The 17,038-nt window shown below is 68.8% G+C and carries 17 protein-coding genes; 10 read left to right on the plus strand and 7 right to left on the minus strand.

The annotated features are described in order from the left end of the window. The first annotated feature begins 244 nt into the window (after positions 1-244). Positions 245-2,020, plus strand: a complete 1,776-nt coding sequence (locus ABXJ52_RS35205; protein ID WP_367047928.1) for an alpha-L-fucosidase — start codon at positions 245-247, stop codon at positions 2,018-2,020. A 36-nt stretch (positions 2,021-2,056) separates the two neighbouring features. Here the strand turns inward: ABXJ52_RS35205 and ABXJ52_RS35210 are convergent, their stop codons facing one another. Beyond that, positions 2,057-2,713, minus strand: a complete 657-nt coding sequence (locus tag ABXJ52_RS35210; protein WP_367047930.1) for a maleylpyruvate isomerase N-terminal domain-containing protein — start codon at positions 2,711-2,713, stop codon at positions 2,057-2,059. Between the two features lie 74 nt (positions 2,714-2,787). Beyond that, complete coding sequence (locus ABXJ52_RS35215; RefSeq protein WP_367047932.1) at positions 2,788-3,441, minus strand: YceI family protein; 654 nt, start codon at positions 3,439-3,441, stop codon at positions 2,788-2,790. Between the two features lie 258 nt (positions 3,442-3,699). Here ABXJ52_RS35215 and ABXJ52_RS35220 point away from each other — a divergent pair, with 258 nt between their 5' ends. Together ABXJ52_RS35220 and ABXJ52_RS35225 are read left to right on the plus strand one after the other, a co-directional pair. Further along, a complete protein-coding gene (locus ABXJ52_RS35220; protein WP_367047933.1) occupies positions 3,700-3,855 on the plus strand; it encodes a DUF6131 family protein in 156 nt (51 codons plus the stop codon). 188 nt (positions 3,856-4,043) lie between these two features. Continuing rightward, complete coding sequence (locus ABXJ52_RS35225; protein WP_367047935.1) at positions 4,044-5,255, plus strand: aromatic acid exporter family protein; 1,212 nt, start codon at positions 4,044-4,046, stop codon at positions 5,253-5,255. 11 nt (positions 5,256-5,266) lie between these two features. On the opposite strand, the gene ABXJ52_RS35230 is transcribed toward ABXJ52_RS35225, so the two are convergent. Next, positions 5,267-5,395 (minus strand): LPFR motif small protein, encoded by a 129-nt coding sequence (locus ABXJ52_RS35230; protein WP_351165998.1) that lies wholly within the window; start codon positions 5,393-5,395, stop codon positions 5,267-5,269. A gap of 205 nt (positions 5,396-5,600) precedes the next feature. On the opposite strand from ABXJ52_RS35230, the gene ABXJ52_RS35235 reads away from it, so the two are divergent. Together ABXJ52_RS35235 and ABXJ52_RS35240 are read left to right on the plus strand one after the other, a co-directional pair. Further along, on the plus strand, positions 5,601-6,200 hold the full coding sequence (locus ABXJ52_RS35235; RefSeq protein ID WP_367047936.1) for an NAD(P)H-dependent oxidoreductase: 600 nt from the start codon (positions 5,601-5,603) through the stop codon (positions 6,198-6,200). A gap of 46 nt (positions 6,201-6,246) precedes the next feature. Further along, positions 6,247-7,500, plus strand: a complete 1,254-nt coding sequence (locus ABXJ52_RS35240; protein WP_367047937.1) for a cation:proton antiporter — start codon at positions 6,247-6,249, stop codon at positions 7,498-7,500. A 31-nt stretch (positions 7,501-7,531) separates the two neighbouring features. Here ABXJ52_RS35240 and ABXJ52_RS35245 read toward each other — a convergent pair whose 3' ends face one another. Beyond that, the gene (locus ABXJ52_RS35245; protein WP_367047939.1) at positions 7,532-8,302 is read right to left on the minus strand and encodes a restriction endonuclease; all 771 of its coding nucleotides are present in this window, start codon (positions 8,300-8,302) and stop codon (positions 7,532-7,534) included. Between the two features lie 198 nt (positions 8,303-8,500). On the opposite strand from ABXJ52_RS35245, the gene ABXJ52_RS35250 reads away from it, so the two are divergent. Beyond that, on the plus strand, positions 8,501-9,484 hold the full coding sequence (locus tag ABXJ52_RS35250) for a Ku protein (RefSeq protein ID WP_367047940.1): 984 nt from the start codon (positions 8,501-8,503) through the stop codon (positions 9,482-9,484). A 205-nt stretch (positions 9,485-9,689) separates the two neighbouring features. Next, positions 9,690-10,169 (plus strand): DinB family protein, encoded by a 480-nt coding sequence (locus ABXJ52_RS35255; RefSeq protein ID WP_367047942.1) that lies wholly within the window; start codon positions 9,690-9,692, stop codon positions 10,167-10,169. Positions 10,170-10,260: 91 nt separating this feature from the next. On the opposite strand, the gene ABXJ52_RS35260 is transcribed toward ABXJ52_RS35255, so the two are convergent. Together ABXJ52_RS35260 and ABXJ52_RS35265 are read right to left on the minus strand one after the other, a co-directional pair. Further along, complete coding sequence (locus ABXJ52_RS35260; protein ID WP_367047943.1) at positions 10,261-11,547, minus strand: phosphatase PAP2 family protein; 1,287 nt, start codon at positions 11,545-11,547, stop codon at positions 10,261-10,263. Positions 11,548-11,792: 245 nt separating this feature from the next. Then, the gene (locus tag ABXJ52_RS35265; protein ID WP_367049472.1) at positions 11,793-12,359 is read right to left on the minus strand and encodes a helix-turn-helix domain-containing protein; all 567 of its coding nucleotides are present in this window, start codon (positions 12,357-12,359) and stop codon (positions 11,793-11,795) included. Between the two features lie 244 nt (positions 12,360-12,603). On the opposite strand from ABXJ52_RS35265, the gene ABXJ52_RS35270 reads away from it, so the two are divergent. From ABXJ52_RS35270 to ABXJ52_RS35280, 3 genes are all read left to right on the plus strand, one after another. Continuing rightward, positions 12,604-13,755, plus strand: coding sequence for an NAD(P)/FAD-dependent oxidoreductase (locus ABXJ52_RS35270; RefSeq protein ID WP_367047944.1), 1,152 nt, complete (start codon positions 12,604-12,606; stop codon positions 13,753-13,755). Positions 13,756-14,003: 248 nt separating this feature from the next. Then, positions 14,004-15,140, plus strand: a complete 1,137-nt coding sequence (locus ABXJ52_RS35275; RefSeq protein ID WP_367047945.1) for a PQQ-dependent sugar dehydrogenase — start codon at positions 14,004-14,006, stop codon at positions 15,138-15,140. Positions 15,141-15,305: 165 nt separating this feature from the next. After that, positions 15,306-15,971 (plus strand): histidine phosphatase family protein, encoded by a 666-nt coding sequence (locus ABXJ52_RS35280; RefSeq protein ID WP_367047946.1) that lies wholly within the window; start codon positions 15,306-15,308, stop codon positions 15,969-15,971. A 166-nt stretch (positions 15,972-16,137) separates the two neighbouring features. Here the strand turns inward: ABXJ52_RS35280 and ABXJ52_RS35285 are convergent, their stop codons facing one another. Beyond that, on the minus strand, positions 16,138-17,019 hold the full coding sequence (locus ABXJ52_RS35285) for a class I SAM-dependent methyltransferase (protein ID WP_367047948.1): 882 nt from the start codon (positions 17,017-17,019) through the stop codon (positions 16,138-16,140). Positions 17,020-17,038 lie beyond the last annotated feature (19 nt).

Here is a 17,038-nt window from a genome sequence, read left to right on the forward strand (position 1 = left end):
CGGTTTCTAGCACGATCGTCGTTGAACGCTCAAGGGGTAAGCGGTAGTTGAGGCCCCCGATGTAGAAACCGGTATCTGCCGCAAGCCGGTTCGTCGGGGGTGGTGACGCCACGCCGTCACACCTCTAACATCCGATGTACGCGCCCCAGTCCGTCCCCATGCTTGCCTCCTGACCCGTGGAGCGCCCGAACTGGCTCTTAACGTCGGATGAATCAACCAGGGGCAGTTGTAGAGGAGATTCGTGATGCGCAAGGTGATCGGCGTCGTGCTCGCGCTCCTGCTCGCTGTCGTCGCCGACGTCGGAGCGGCAGCGGCAACCCCTCCCGCAGCGGTCGCCACGCAGGCGGACCGTCCCGGCGGCCCCCGCCCGCAAGGCATTCCCGGCGAGATCGAGACCAGCGACGACAAGGACCTGGCGGCCTGGCAGCGGCTCCAGTACGGCATGTTCATCCACTGGGGCCTCTTCTCCGAACTGGGTGGCGTATGGAAGGGGAAACCGGTCACCAAGGGCTACAGCGAACAGATCCAGATGTGGGCGGACATCTCCGAGAAGGAATACCTCGAAGTGGCCGAGCGGTTCAGTCCCGACCGGTTCGACCCGGCGGAGATCTGTTCTCTGGCGAAGCAGGCGGGGATGCGCTACGTGGTCATCACCAGCAAGCACCACGACGGTTTCTCCATGTTCGACACCGACACCACGGACTACGACGTCGTCGACGCCACTCCGTACGGCAAGGACCCGCTCAAGGCGCTCGCGGACGAATGCCGAAGCCAGGGACTGAAGTTCGGCTTCTACTTCTCACTCGTCGACTGGCACCAGGGCCACGATTTCGACGGCGACAACAACAATCCGATCCCCACGTCGATGGAACCCGTCATCGAGGGGCAGCTCCGTGAGTTGATGACCGGTTACGGGGACATCGCCGAGGTGTGGTTCGACATGTCGTCGCCCAGCGCGGCCCAGAGCGAGAAGTTCACCGGGATCGTCCGTGAACTCCAGCCGAAGGCGGCGGTCAACAGCCGGGTGTGGAACAACAAGGGCGACTTCCGAACGCTCGGCGACAACGAGATCCCCACGGTGGCGCTCGACGGCGCCTGGCAGACTCCCGCGTCCATCTACCACGAGACCTGGGGCTACCGCAGCTGGCAGAAGCGTGATGATCTGCCGGGCAAGATAAAGGACCTGGTCGGCGGCCTCACCGGAGTGCGCGCCCGCGGCGGCAACTACCTCCTCAACATCGGCCCGCGTGGGGACGGTTCGGTCGTGGAGTTCGAGGCCGACGTGCTGCGCGGCATGGGCGCCTGGCTGAGGCGCCACCCCGACGCCGTACTCGGCGCCTCGGCCACCCGCTTCGGCGGCCGGTCGTGGGGTGAGGTCACCGTCAACGACCGCGATCTGTTTCTCCACGTGAGTCAGTGGCCGAAGTCGGGTGAACTCCGGCTGCCGGGCCTTGCCACCTCCGTACGCGATGTCCGCGAGGACGGCTCGAAGGACCGGCTCGCGTGGCGCTGGGACGGCGACGACCTCGTCGTGAAGCTGCCCGCCCGCCCGCACGACGACGTGCTCCCCGTCGTGAAGGTCGAACTCGGAGGCGAACTCCGGATCATCCCGGAGCGCACGGTCGCCATCGGCCAGGACGGGGAAACCGTCCTCGCCCCGGACGACATCGAGCACGGCTACAGCTACGCCGACAACGGCAGCTACTACAGCACCCGCCGGACCACGGTGCGGCACACCGCGTACCTCACGGCCGACCGCACCGAAAGGCTCTCGGTGGCGGTCCGCGGAGAGGCACGGCCCGAGGCGCTCTACCGGGTCCAGGTCGGCAAGCACACCAGGCTGGTGAAGGGAGCGGACCTGACTGACCGTGCCGCTGGATCCTTCTTCGTGCGCGGCGGAAAGGTCACCCCCGTGACCATCACCCTGGCGGCACCGGAGCACGCGGGAGAGGAACTCGGCCTGCGGATCGACGCGTTGACGGTCAAACCCGCCGAGCACCCGACGCGGACATCCAACTGAAGTCGTAGAGACTCCCGTTCGGCCGCCCGGTGACGATCAGCCGAGCACGACCGGCAGTTTCGCCGCCAGGTCGCCCAGCGCGGACTTCTCCGCGTCGCTCGGTCCGCGCCGGCCCGTGCCGACCAGCAGCGCGTCCGCGTCGGAGAACGAAGCGGGGAAGGCGGCGCCGACGATCTCCTCCAGCATCTCGCGGCACCGGGCGAGCCCTTCCGCGGGCGGCCCGGCCACCCCCGGAAGATGCGCGATCAGGTCGAGGTGGTGCAGCGTGCACTCCATGACGTACGTGGTGAGGTAGTCGCCCGTGGTGAGAACCTCGTCCCGCGTGCCGACCCGGGCGGCGGGGTCGGCGAGCCCGGCGGCCCGGCCGGCGGCCGAACCGAGGTCGTCGAGGTGGAACTTGAGCAGCCAGGGCTCCTCGTACGCGGCGGCGAGCCGGACGGTCAGCGCGTCGAGCGGATCCTCGCCGGTCGGCGGCGTCGCGGTGACGTCCCAGTAGGTCAGCGCGTCGCGGGTCGGCTCCGCGTCGGCGGGCGTCGCAAGGGTGATCAGTACGTCCTGGGCGTCGATCACCAGGTGGCACACCAGATCCCGTACGAGCCAGCCGGTGCAGCCGGAGGGCCGCGCGAAGGCCTCGTCGGGAAGTTCGGCGACCGCCGTGCGCAAGGCCGTCCAGGAACGCGAGAAGAGATCCACGGCGCCAACGTAGTGCGGCGCGGTCAGTGGGGACAAGAACTCCCGCCCGCACTCCCGTCGCGGCCCGCGGCACTTCACTCCAGCGGCGTGGCCCGGATCGCGGAGATGTCGAACTGCAGCCGCACCTTCTCGCTCACCATGGCGCCGCCCGTCTCCAGACGCTGGTTGTAGACGAGGCCCCAGTCGGTGCGGTCGATGGTGGTGGTGCCGTCGAAGCCGGCCCTCTCGAAGCCGAACGGGTCCACGACTGATCCGAGATAGTCCAGCTGCAGCTCCACGGGCCTGGCGACGCCGCGGATGGTCAGCTCCCCGGCCATACGGAAGGTCTCCCCGCCCTCGTGGACCGTGGAAGTGCTGCGGAACGACATCTCCGGGTGGCGGCGCGCGTCGAAGAAGTCGCCGCCGACAAGGTGCGCGTCCCGCTGTTCCACGCCCGTGTCGACGCTGCCCACCCGGATGACGATCTCGGCCCGCGACTCGGAGGGCCGGGCGCCGTCGAAGTACAGCGTGCTGTCGTAGTCCCCGAAGGCGCCTCGCACGGTCGTGACCATCGCGTGCCGCACGGAGAATCCGATGCGGCTGTGCGGGCGGTCGATGATCCACTCCCCGGTCAGCGCACGCAGCGCCGGGTCGAGCGCGGCACCGGTGGCGGCCGAGAAGGGCGTGTGGTGGCCGACCGCCGGTATCGGCTCGAGGGTCGGGGTCTGGCGACGGCTGAAGATACCCATGATGTCGCGTCGTCTCCTTCGGAATTGATCACTCCGTGTTATCACGCCAAACACAGGCGCCCCTCAGCGAGATGAGCCGTCTCGTCCGGGTTCGACGCGGCGGGCTGGAAAGATGCACAAGATCGGCACGGATGTGGATGCACGGTTCGCTGGCCCGGCGTCACACACCGTCACACGGCCCGAATAGTCCGGCGCTGAGGCTGTCATCGGCAATCAGAAGGTGCATACTTGAAATAATTCTGAGGGTCGGAGGCGCAAATGATCGCACTCGGAATCATCCTGCTCATCATCGGCCTATTGGCCGGTATCTCCATCCTGTGGACCATCGGCGTCATCCTCGTCGTCGTCGGTGTGATCCTGTGGGTTCTCGGATCCGTGGGCCACGCGGTGGGCGGGCGAAAGCATTATTGGTAGGCGCGGCGGAACCCGCATGACCCCGCGGACGCACCAGGCCTGACGTCCTGCGACAGGCCTGGCGTTTGCGGTGGTAACGGCTTCCGCGATGTGCCCCGCGGGCCCCTCGGCCCGATGTCCGCATGCGGACGGCTCCTCCGGGTAGCAGGCTGAACTCGATCACCTGCTGGACGGAATGGAGTCGGTGTATGGCCGGCAAGGGCGGCGGGCAGCGGACGGAAACCGCGGCCCAGGGGCGGTTCGACCGTGTGCGCCAGTGGTGGGGGCGAGCCCGGGCCACAGCGGGCTACGAACGCCACACCGTGCTCCTGGTCGTCAAGAGCACGTTGGCCGCGACGCTGTCCTGGGTGGTCTCGTACTACCTCCTGAACGCGCCGTCACCGGCGTTCGCTCCGTTCTCCGCCGTGTTGATCATGCAGGTGACGGTGTACCAGTCCCTGCTCCAGTCGTTGCGCTATCTGGGTGCGGTGGCGGTCGGCGTGGCGATGGTGGCGGGCCTCGGATTCCTCGGCGGACCGGACCTGCTCACGTTCGTCCTGGTCGCCCTGGTGGGCCTGTCCATCGGACGGTGGCCCGCGCTCGGCGCGCAGGGATCACAGGTCGCCACCGCGGCGTTCTTCGCCTTCTCCACCTACGCCGCAGCCACGTCCGCCACCCAGAAGGTCACCCAGCTCGGGGAGATCATCCTGCTCGTCCTCATCGGCTGTGGCATCGGGGTCGTCGTCAACATCACGGTGGCCCCGCCGATGCGCTACCGCAGCGCCGAGCACGGGATCCGAACGCTCTCCACCGCTCTGGGCGGCCTGGTGAGCGACATGTATCCGGTGCTGCGCGAGGGCGAACTCGACGAGGAGCGCTGCAGCCAGTGGCGCCGGCGGGCCGAGCAGACCGGAGGCCTGATCACGCAGGCCCGCGAAGGCTTCCGTACGGCCGAGGAGAGCCTCTACTTCAACCCTCGCCGCCTGCTGCGCAGGCATCGGGGCCGGGCTTCGTTCGAGGGGTACGGCGCCGTGCTCGGAGCCCTCGAACGCTCGCTGTACCAAGTAGCTTCGCTGACGCGCAGCCTGCACCAGTGGCAGGAAGAGGAAGGGGACCGGCACGACGACCGGGCCTTCCTCGACAACTACGCCGACTTCCTGGAATCCCTCGCGAAGATCGCTCAGGTCCTCGGAGAGCTGGACGAGGACACCCTCACCGAGCAGGCCCGGCAGCTGTGTCAGCTGGCCGACGAGGCCCAGGGGTGCTGCCAGAAGGTGACCGACGGAGCGAGCCGGGCCGGCCTACCGCTGGCCGACCCGACTCGTCCGTACGGAGTCCTTGTGGTGGAGTCCACCCGGCTCATGGAGGAATTCCAGCACTCCTGCGACGTGCTGCAGAAGCACGTCGACCAGGAGATGTGAAGGCCCTGCTGTCAGTGGTGGCCGTGGGCGCTGGAGGAAGCTCCGCCGAACAGTCGCGCGACGGCGCGGAAGGGGAGCGTGACCACCGTGGCAATGGCTCCACCAATGGCTCGGAGTACATCTGCAATGGCCTTCAGCATGAGGGACCTCCAAAGAACGTCTTTACTAGCTCCGCGTCAGTTCGTTAACTGCTGCACAGCTTCTTGACTACCGGTTGCCCTGGGAACGACGACGAAAACATGGGCCGCTTACCTGCGATTTCTTTCCCAGGTGCTTGATTAGGGTTGATCCGATCGGGAACGCCTCCCAGGGATACCACCCCGTCACCGACGAATGGAGCTCCGCATGCGCGCGCTGTCCTTGGTTTGCACGCTGAATTCTTCGCCCACCTCTTCCAGCAGCCACACACTGTCCGACCAGGTGATGACGGAATTCGAGAAGCTGGGTGTCGAGGTCGAGACGGTCCGGGTGGCCGACCACGACGTACGCCCCGGTGTCGCCGTCGACCTGGGCAACGGCGACGCCTGGCCCGCGCTGCGCGAGAAGGTGCTGGCCGCCGACATCCTGCTGCTGGCCACGCCGATCTGGCTCGGCCACCCGTCGAGCGTCTGTCAGCGGGTCCTGGAGCGTCTGAACGCGGACATGTCGGAGACCGACGACGCGGGCCGGCCCCTCATGTACGGGAAGGTCGCGGCGCTGGCCGTGGTCGGCAACGAGGACGGCGCCCACAACGTGAGCGCGGACGTCTTCCAGGCCTGCAACGACCTCGGCTTCTCCCTGGCGCCCCACGCGGTCACCTACTGGGTGGGCGAGGCGAAGCAGGGCACCGACTACCAGGATCTCGACGAGACGCCCGAGGAAGTCGCCTCCGCCACGCAGGCCCTCGCGGCCAACGCCCACCACCTGGCCGAACTGCTCGCGGGACAGCCCTACCCGGCACCCTGACGGCTTCGCCACGAGGACAGGGGGCCGGTGGATGGACGTGAGCTAGATGGACGTGAGCGCCGCGGATGTCGGCTACGCCTGCATGGGGATCGGCGCCCTGCTGGCCGCGGTGCTGCCGAGGCTCGTGGCGCGCCAGCCCATGTCCATGCCGATGGTCTTCCTGGCTGTCGGTTTCCTCGTGTACCTGCTGCCGACCGGGCTCCCCGACCTCGATCCGTACGAGCACAGGGCATGGCTGGAGCACCTCACCGAGGTGTGCGTCATCGTGGCCCTGATGGGCGCGGGTCTCGCGATCAACCGGCCGTTCGGGCGACGGTCGTGGTCCACCGCGTGGCGCCTGCTCGGCATCACGATGCCCCTGACCGTCGTGGCCACCGCGCTGGTCGCCTGGGGCCTGGTGGGCTGGCCGCCGGCCGTCGCCCTGCTCCTGGGCGCCGTACTCGCGCCGACCGACCCCGTCCTCGCGGCGGAGGTACGGGTCGGCGAGCCGACCGACGCCGAGAACGACGAGGACGAGGTGCGCTTCGCCCTCACCGGGGAAGCGGGTCTCAACGACGGGCTCGCCTTCCCGCTGGTCCTGGCCGCGCTCGCCATGTTCGCCGCCTCGGAAACGGGCTGGTCAGGTGAGTGGGTGGGCCACTGGCTGTGGAGCGACGTGCTCGTGCGCGTCACGGTCGGCGTGGCGGTCGGTCTGCTGGTCGGCCGGCTGCTCGGGTGGATGTTCTTCCGGGCCGGATGGGAGGCGCTGCGGCTGTCCGAGCACCGGGAGGGGTTCGTCGCGCTCGCGGCGACCTTCGTCTCGTACGGCCTCACCGAAGTGCTGCACGGCTACGGCTTCCTCGCCGTGTTCACGACGGCCTGCGCGATCCGGGCCGCCGAACGCGCCCACGGCTACCAGCTGGTGATGCACACGTTCATGGAACAGGTGGAGAGGCTCCTCACGGCGGGGGTGCTGCTCCTCATCGGAGGGTTCATCGCCTGCGGCGGGCTCTCCGCACTCTCCTGGAGCAGCGCGGTGACGGCCGTGCTGGTGCTCCTCGTGATCCGTCCGCTGACCGGGTGGATCGCCCAGCTGCGGGGGAGGACGACGCCGGGGGAACGCGCGGTGACCTCCTTCTTCGGCATCCGGGGGATCGGTTCCGTCTTCTACCTCGCGTACGCCTTGGGGGAAGGGGATCTCCAGGCGTATCAGGAGGAGTTGTGGGCGGTGGTGACGTTCATCGTGCTGCTGTCGGTGATGGTGCACGGGGCCGCGGCATCGCCCGTGCTCAGACGCCTGGACAGGGCCGGCCTCCGCTGACGCCGCGGCGGGCCGGGGCGCCGCTCCCCGGTCAGGCCTCGACGCCCGCCCCCACCTCCCAGGGACTTGGACCGGTGCCGTCGAGCCAGGCATGCAGCTCTTCGCCGTTCACGCACACGATGCCGCACTGCTGGGCGTACTCCAGGGCGGGCGCGGTGAAGTCGCTCGTCGTGACGAGCGCCGCGATGTCGGCCTCGTGGACGGTGAAACAGGTCCCGCCGAAGCGCTGGAGATCCTGCGAGCCGACCTTGTTGTCGTCGCCGTAGCGCTTGCACTGGATGACGACGCGGAGCCCTTCGGAGGTGACCGCTATGACGTCCGCGCCCAAGTCGCAGGCGCCGCCCACCACTTCCACCTCCCGGCAGGCGTCGCGGGCGCACAGGTCGGCTATGGCGTGCTCGAAACCGTCGGGATCCAGTTCGGTGTAGTCATCCGGAGGATCGAGGGCGACGGTGGTCTCCTCACCGTCCAACACCGCTTCCGCGGCGGCCTGTTCCGCTGTGGCCCGTTCCGCAGTGGCCTGTTCGGCCACTTCCTCCAGCGCTTCGGCGGCATGGCGCGCGTATCTGGCCGCGGAGAAGCGGCGCCACCTGGAACGGCACAGATACGCGGCCGCGATGCCCACCACGATGATGGAGGCGGCCCACGCGGGGCGGCTCTCGATGATCTCCGCCGCGGTGCGGACCACGAAGACCAGGACGCACAGGATGATCGCCAGCAGCGCGAAGAACAAGGCGGTCGCACGCAGGTTGAAGCGCCGCTCACGGTCCATACGCGGAACCGGGCGCGAGGGTACGGTCATTGCACTCCCTTACGGAGAACGACGGAAAAGATCACTCGTCTCCGTGTGCCCAAGATCCACGAACTCAAGATCATTCCGGTGCGGTGACTGTTCCGGTTCGGTGGCTGCTCCGGCGCGCCGACCGCGGGTGCGCTCCACATGCCGCCCGGCGGAGTCACTCCTAGGCTGGTGTCCTCGGGGCTGTCACGGAGGTACCGCATGCCCCGACCCGTCTGGTCAGGCGCGATCTCGTTCGGCCTGGTCACGATCCCGATCAAGGTTCTGCCGGCCACCGAGAACCACAGCATCAGCTTCCACCAGTACCACCTGGAGGACATGGGCCGGGTCCGCACCCGGAAGATCTGCGATCTCGACGGCAAGCAGCTCACGAACGCCGAGATCGGCAAGGGTTTCGAGGTCAGCAAGGACACGATCGTCGCGGTCACCGACGACGAACTGGACGAGATGCCGCTCCCGACCGCGAAGGCGATCGAGATCGCCGGCTTCGTGCCCTACGAGTCGATCGATCCGATCCGGATCGGCGAGGGGTATTACCTACAGGCCGACGGGCAGGTCGCGAACAAGCCCTACACGCTCCTTCGCAAGGCCCTGGAGCGGAACAGCAAGGCCGCCGTCGCCAAGTTCGCGTGGCACGGGCGTGAGCGTCTGGGTCTGCTGCGGGTGCAGGACGACGTCATCGTGCTGCACGCCATGAAGTGGGACGACGAAGTGCGCGATCCGCAGGAGCTGGCCCCCAAGACGATGGACCTGGACGACGACGAGATCGACCGGGCGATCCTTCTCATCGACTCCATGACCACGGACGGCATCGCGGGCCAGGACTGGGCCACCGACCGCTACACGGAAGCCCTTGAGCAGGTCATCGAGGCGAAGGCGGAGGGCAAGCAGCCGCCCAAGCCGGACGAGTCACAAGCACCCTCCGGACAGGTTCTCGACCTGATGGACGCACTCCAGGAGTCCGTACAGAAGGCCAAGTCGGCCCGCGGCGAGAGCGGCAAGGACGCCACCGTCCACGAGTTGCCGAAAAAGAAGACGGCGGCCAAGAAGACCACGAAGAAGACGGCGGCCAAGAGCGCCGCGACGAAGAAGGCGGTCGGCAAGAAGGCGGTCGGCACGAAGAGCACTGCCAAGAAGGCGCCCGAGAAGAAGACGGCCGCGAGAAAGCCGCGGCGTACTGCCTGAGCGAGCCGCCTGTTTCACTGTGGGCCGCCTGTTTCTCTACGGGCCGGCTGTCCGTGCGGCTCGCGCTGGTCGGCGCCTGATAATGCGGATCTGCAATTCTTCTTGCGGGAGTGACATCGCGATGTCGATCCTGTCGGTACATCTCCGGCGTCGAGGGTGCGCGCCGCACCGCACCCGGCGCGTCTGCCGACGAAGGGACACCGCGATGCCGAAGACCGATACCGGACCGCCGCGGACCGACGCCGACGAGAGGGCCACCCTGCGCGGCTTCCTCGACCAGCTGCGCGGTTCGATCGCGGACAAGGCCGCGGGGGTGCCCGAACCGCAGGTCCGGACGGCCGGTGTGCCCTCGGGCACCAGCCTGCTCGGGCTGCTCAAGCATCTGGCGTGCGCCGAACGGTTCTACTTCCTCGGAGAGGACATCGACGACTGGCCCGCGAGCATGCGGCCGTCCGCGGACGACTCCCTCGACGGTGTGCTTGCCGACTACCGGAAGACCGTCGCGCGAGCGAATGAGGTCATCGACGCCTGCTCGGACCTGACACTTCCCGCCCCGCGGCCCCCGCGCCGAGGGGCTGCGCCATCAATGCGCTGGGTCCTGGTGCACATGATCGAGGAGACCGGTCGGCACGCAGGCCACGCCGACATCCTCCGAGAGCAGATCGACGGGTCCACGGGCCGCTGACCCGTGTGGCGGGCCTGATGGAGGCCCAGGGGCTCCGCTTCCCGGCCTGATCGGATCCGGGAAGCGGTCAGCCCCACCTCGTGCGAGCGCCTCAGACCAGTTCGGGTTGCGGTTCCGGTTGAGGCGTCGGAACGGCCTTCGGCTCCCACAGCTTGGTGGTCCGCACATAGCCCTGGACCACCGAGATCATCGCCAGCACGAGAAGTGGTCCGAATATCCACGGGTGCCTGGCCATCTGCATCGGCAGAAATCGGAAGGACACCAGGAGAAGTGTGAACACCGTCGTGCCGTAAGCGACCAGCAGGATGGCCGACCTGTCCCAGCCGCGGTCCAGCGCGCGCAGCGCCGCGTCGATGGTGAACGCGAAGACGACGCCGGCGATGATGTCCACGCCGTAGTGGTAGCCGAATCCCAGCGTCGCGCCGAGGGTGGCCACCAGCCAGAAGACGCCCGCGTATCGCAGGAGCCGCGGGCCCTTGCGGGAGTGAATGAAGATCGTCGTGGCCCACGCCGTGTGCAGGCTCGGCATGCAGTTGCGCGGAGTGATCTCGTCGAACGGCATCGACTGGGGGACGCTGATCGATGGCACCGTGTGCGGCCACAGGTTCGCGATCGCCCACTGCTCACCACCGGTACCGAAGGCGCCGTCCCCGTAGGTGAAGATCGGGCCGACCACCGGGAAGATCATGTAGATGGCTGGTCCCAGCAGGCCGATGACCAGGAAGGTACGGACGAGATGGTGGCCGGGGAAGCGCCGCTCGGTCGCCACGTTGCGCAACTGGTAGAGCGCGACGATGACCGCGGCCACCGCGAGCTGGATGTACACGTAGTCGAGAACGTGCTCGCCGACCGGACCCGTCGCCGAGACCAGCCGGCCCACCAGCCACGACGGGTTGCCCAGCGCGTGGTCGGCGGTGGCCACGTACTGATCGAGCACCGCGGGGCGGGTCTTGGACGTGATGAGCAGCCAGGTGTCACCCGTCTTACGGCCCGCCACCAGGAGCAGACTCAGCCCGACGCCCTTCAGGAGCAGGACACGTTCCTGGCCGGTGCGGCGCGTGACCGCGATGACCGCGCAGCCGAGGATCACCCACAACGCGCCGTTGCCGAACATCATGTCGGCGCCGAGAGGCCAGCGCACCAAGAAGAAGACGACGTCGATGCCGACCGCGATACCCATCGCGATGAACCGTTGCCGCCAGGTGAACACGACCATCATCAGCGCCATGCCGGCGTAGAGCAGAGGCCCCGACTTAGGGGCGAAGATCACCTCTCGCGCCTGGTTGGTGATCGGTCCCGCCATGCCGTAGTGGCGCGCGGCGATCTCCAGGGCGACGAGGAAGCCAAGGGCGATCACGGCCGCCGCGGTCCACAGCATCGCCCGTGGCCTGCGCCACGCCGCGAGCACTGTCCGGAGGTCTATTCGCGAGGAATTTCGCGGTGCTATAGGTATCAATTCTTTTGGCCGATTTGTTAGTTGTGGTTAATGGCTCACTCTTCGTGCTGGATGGCGTGGTTTTCTGCTGATGTAGGAGCGATCAGGGCACTCGTCGTGAGTTCGATCATGTTAGCGGAGCATTGCGGGTGGGTTTCGCCCCTTGGAACACCAGGAGTTCGGAAAGCTCAGGCTACGGACTCCCAACCGTTCTCCAGCAACTCGAAGGCGCGGATGACGGCCTGGCGGGGATCGTCGTGACCGCGGGCGGCGCGCGGCGCTTCGAGGGCGAAGTGGGCCAGCGCGGCGCAGGCAGGGTCGTCCGCCGGTCGTCCGCTTTCCTCGGCGATGGCCCTTGCCAGGGCGGAGCTGTGGCGCAGCCACATGTTCTGGACGTAGTCACGCAGGGCCGGGGTGGCGTTGACCAGGTCGGAGAAGGCGGTGAATCGGGCGTCACTGTCCGCGGACGCCATGCGGTGGCGCAGTGCGTGCTCCCGTAGTGCCGCGGGGATGGACCGGCCCCGGGGCCGGTCATGTACGGCGGCGAGCAGGAGGGTTTCCTGAGCGGCGTCCTCGTCGAAGACGAGGGCCTCCTTCACCGGGAAGTGCTTGAACAGCGTGGTGGTGGACACGTCGGCGGCGTCCGCGATCTCCCGGATGCCGACGTCGTCGTACCCCCGATCCAGGAACAGCCGCAGGGCCGCATCCGCGATGGCCTGGCGGGTGGCGGCCTTCTTGCGCTCGCGGCGCCCCATCGGTGTCTTCGGCGGTGCCTCTGTCGGCGCTTCGGAAGAGGCTTCCGGAGGGGCTTCCGACGGGGCTTCCGGAAGGGCGCCGGTCTCGGTATCGGTCATGCTCTGACTCTACCGCTTCAGTTGCTCAGCTTCAAAAGTTGAGTCGTTGCACTTAGTGAGTTGATGTGCTCTTCTGGGGCTGCGGCCCACAAGGTGCAGCCGCCCGAGTGCAGCCGCCGCTGCGCGACTCGAATGGAGCACCACCATGAACGCCACGTCCGAACCCCGCATCGCCATCATCGGCGCCGGTCCAGGCGGCCTGACCTGCGCCCGCGTCTTGCAGGAGCACGGCATAGCCGCCACGGTCCACGAGGGTGACGCCTCCCGTACCGCCCGAGATCAGGGCGGCACCCTCGACATGCATCCTCACTCCGGCCAGCGCGCCCTGCGCGCGGCCGGATTGCTGGACGACTTCCTGGCCGAGGCCCGCCCCGAGGGGCAGCAGATGCGGCTGATCAGTCGAGCCGGCCGGGTCCTGTTCGACGCGCTTCCGCCCGAGGGTGACGCCACCGAGGGCAATCCCGAGATCGACCGAGGTCAGTTGCGCGACCTCCTCCTCGCCTCCCTCGAGCCGGGCACGGTGCGCTGGGGACGCAAGCTCACCCGCGTCGACCCCCTCGGTGACGGCACCCACCGACTGCGCTTCGCCGACGGCACGGTCACGGAAGCCGACCTCGTCATAGGGGCCGACGGCGCCTGGTCCAGGGTGCGTCGACTGCTGTCGGACGCCACTCCGCTCTACACCGGCGTCACCTTCGTCGAAATCGGCCTCAACGACGCCGACCGCCGTCACCCCGCCCTCGCCGAACTCACCGGCGACGGCACGATGATGGCCCTCGATGACAACAAGGGCTTCGTCGCCCAGCGCAACAGCGGTGGACACATCCGCGTCTACGTCGGCATGCGCACCGACGAGCGCTGGCACCAGGAAGCCGGCCTCGACCTCGCCGACACCGCCGCCCTACGGCGCGCCCTGCTCCGCGAGTTCACCGGCTGGAGCCCCGACCTGCTCGGCTTCATCACACGCACCGACACGGGCTACATCAACCGCCCCCTGTACGCCCTGCCTGTCCCGCACACCTGGCCGCACACGCCCGGCCTCACCCTCGTCGGCGACGCCGCCCACCTGATGTCCCCCTTCTCCGGGATGGGCGCCAACCTCGCCATGCTCGACGGCGCCGACCTCGCCCACGCCCTCATCGACCACTCCACCATCGACCAGGCGATCACCGCGTACGAGAAGGTCCTCCTGTCGCGCTCCGTCGAGGCCGCCGAAGGCGCGGCGGAGGGCATCGACGGCGCCTTCGCGCCCGACAGCGCCGCGCAGACCCTCGCCCACATGACGCAGCGCCCCTGAGGTCACCTGAGGCCACGGTCATCGGCGGGAACGTCCGAAAGCGGGAAAGGTCAAGGCGGGAACGTCAACTGCCGGAGATGTAGGGCGCCTTGGTCTATACCAACAACCGTCGTCCCAGTATCCTCATGCGTGGCCAGTAGCACACCATCCCCCCACCCAGGTTGCGTGCTGGCGCGGGCGACACCCCCACCGAACTCTGCCCCCAGCAGCCGGGTGACCTCCCCTTCGCCGCCTCCAGGAGGATCACGGTGAACGTCCGCACCAGAAGCTCGGCGATCATCGGCACCATCTGCCTCATAGCCTCCCTCGCCTTGGCCACCGCGTCCGCCGACGAGCCCGCATCCCCGCGGCAGGCCCCGGCGGTGGCGCTCAAGAAGGTGACCACGGCCACGAACCCGACCGCCGGTACCGCCGGTCCGGGCGGCACGGTCTGGTTGGCCGAACGCACGGGAACCGTACGGGTGTTGGGCCCTCAAGGGCTCGGCAAGCCCGTCCTCGACATCTCCAAGGAGACCACCACCGACGGCGAACGCGGTCTCCTCGGCATCGCGTTCGACAAGAAGTTCGCGCACTTCTACATCTCGTTCACGAACCTCGAAGGCACCAGCACCGTGGACGAGTTCGCGGTGCGCCAAGGCAAGATCCGGCCCGAGACCCGCCGCACCGTCCTCACGCAGACGCAGCCCTACCCGAACCACAACGGCGGCGACATCAAGATCGGCCCCGACGGCTACCTCTACATCGCGTTCGGCGACGGCGGCTCGGGCGGAGACCCGCACGGCAACGGGCAGAACCTCGACACCCTGCTCGGCAAGCTGCTGCGGATCGACCCGAGGGGCGGCGAGCCGTACGCGATCCCGCAGGACAACCCGTTCGTGGACGACCCCAAGGCCAGGGACGAGATCTGGGCGTACGGGCTGCGCAACCCCTGGCGGTTCTCCTTCGACGCGGGCACGGGCGACCTGCTGATCGGTGACGTCGGTCAGAGCGCGTGGGAGGAGATCGACCGGGCCCCGGCGAACAGCAAGGGCGGCGAGAACTACGGCTGGTCCCAGATGGAGGGCACCCACCCTTTCCGGGACGGCACGGAACCCGCGAACCACGTGCCGCCGATCCACGAGTACGACCGCACCGGCCTCGGCTGCTCGGTGACCGGCGGATACGTCTACCGGGGCAAGGCGATCCCCGAGCTCGAGGGCCAGTACGTCTTCAGCGACTACTGCGACGGCACGGTCCGCGCCCTGCAGATGGAGAACGGCGAGGTGACCGGCGTGAACGACCTCGGAGTCAACGGCGGCGAGGTCATCTCGTTCGTACAGGGCGGCGATGGCGAGCTATACGTGCTCGACATAGGCGGCAGCGTCTACCGCATCGTCCCGGCGTAACGCTCGCTGGTACGTGCCGCGCCCCGAGGCGCCTTCGGCGTACTGCGGAAGGCCCTGGTGCGGAGACGCTCTGGTGCGGAGACGGAGGGCACTGGTGGCAGAGTGGAGGAGATTGTTCCGTCTTTGCCCCTTGCTCCGCCTCCGCCCAGGGAAGGTAGTTTCCGCATGCGTCTGCTGCTCATACGCCATGGTCAGACCCCGTCCAACCTCAAGCACCTCTTGGACACCGGGGCGCCGGGCCCGGGGCTGACGCCGCTGGGGCAGGACCAGGCAGCGGCGGTGCCGGAGGCGCTGGCGGCGGAGAAGATCGATGCCCTGTACGTGTCCACGCTGCTGCGCACCCAGCTGACCGCCGCGCCCCTCGCCGCCGCGAGGGGTCTCGAACCCCGCATCCGGGACGGCATCCGGGAGCTGATCGCCGGGGACCTGGAGATGCGGGGCGACGACGAGGCCGCCGCCCTCTACATGGGCACCGCCTTCGCCTGGTCCGGCGGTGACACCGAGCGCAGGATGCCCGGCGGTGAGAACGGCGTGGAGGCCCTGGGGCGCTTCGACGCCGTCGTCGCCGAGGCCGCCGCGACGGGGGCGGAGACGGTGGCGCTGGTCAGCCACGGTGCCGTGATCCGTACCTGGGTGGCGGCCCGCGCGGACAACGTGGACGTGGCGTACGCGGCGGGTCACCCGCTGCGGAACACGGGCGTGGTGATCCTCGAAGGCTCGCCCGACGAGGGCTGGCGGGCCCTGGTGTGGGAGGGGCGCCCGCTCGGCCCCGAAGGAGAGTCGCCCGAGGACAGCGGCCCGGCGGGAGAGGTCACCGCTCCGGTGGCGTGAGCCGCACCGCGCACTCACAGATGCCTGCTGCAGATGCCTGCTCAGGAGGCGCGGCGGCGCGGGTGCTCGTACGGTGGCCGCACGCGTTCCCGAGGACGCTGTGGGTGGGCCCGTCTCCGTTCGCACGTGACGGGCCCACCCTTCTCACGTCCGGGGGAGGGGTGCGTCACGGGCGCCGTGCGGCCCACACGCTGCGTTCGGTGCGGACCGCGAGGTCGTCGCGGCGCAGGACGCTGTGCGGGCTGCCGGCGTCGAGCAGCTGGTCGAGCGAGCCGAGGTCTTCCGCGGAAAGGGCGTGAGCGGCGCCGGCGCGCAGACGCCGCAGGCTGCTGAGCGCGTAGCGGCCGACCGCGGTGTCGCGGGAGCCGTCGACGTTCACGGTGATGACGCGCTCGCCCTCGACGGTGAACCCGGCGGCCGCCAGCTTGGGGCCCCAGTCGGCGCCGCGGTGCGACACGTGCTCGGCGCCGTGGTGTTCGAGGGCGGCATGGCAGCGCTCCTCAAGGCCGGGCCGGTCCGCCGGGGCGTCGGCGGGCAGGAAGCGCGGGAAGCCGGCCAGCTCGACGACGGCGAAAAGGCCACCGGGCGCGAGCAGGTCGTTCACCTTGCGCAGGGCGCGGTCGGGGTCGGCCATGTGGTGCAGCGACGCAGACGCCCATACCAGCTCGGGCCGGCCGAGGTCGGGCCAGTCCGCGTCGAGATCGGCCGCCACCGTGCGCACCCGGTCGGCCACACCGAGCTCGTCGGCCTTCGCCCGGAGGCGGCTCAGATGGTCGTCCGACGCGTCCACTGCGACGACTTCCGTCTCGGGGAAGCGTGCGAGCAGGGCGAAGGTGCCGGCTCCGGTCCCGCATCCCAGGTCCACGACGCGGGTCGGAGTTTTCTCGACGGGCAGCCAGGCCGTGATGGACGCGATGTGCTCGGAGAGCACCTCCGCGTCCAGGTCGAGGATCTCCGCCTGGCTGCCGACGTCCGGCTCGTGCTGGGGGGTGTGGCCGGCGTGGTGGTGGCCTGTGCCTGTGTGCGTGTGCGTCGATGCGTGGGTCATGCCGACGACGCTAGGCCGG

The organism is Streptomyces sp. Je 1-332 (assembly GCF_040730185.1).
Lineage (GTDB): Bacteria > Actinomycetota > Actinomycetes > Streptomycetales > Streptomycetaceae > Streptomyces.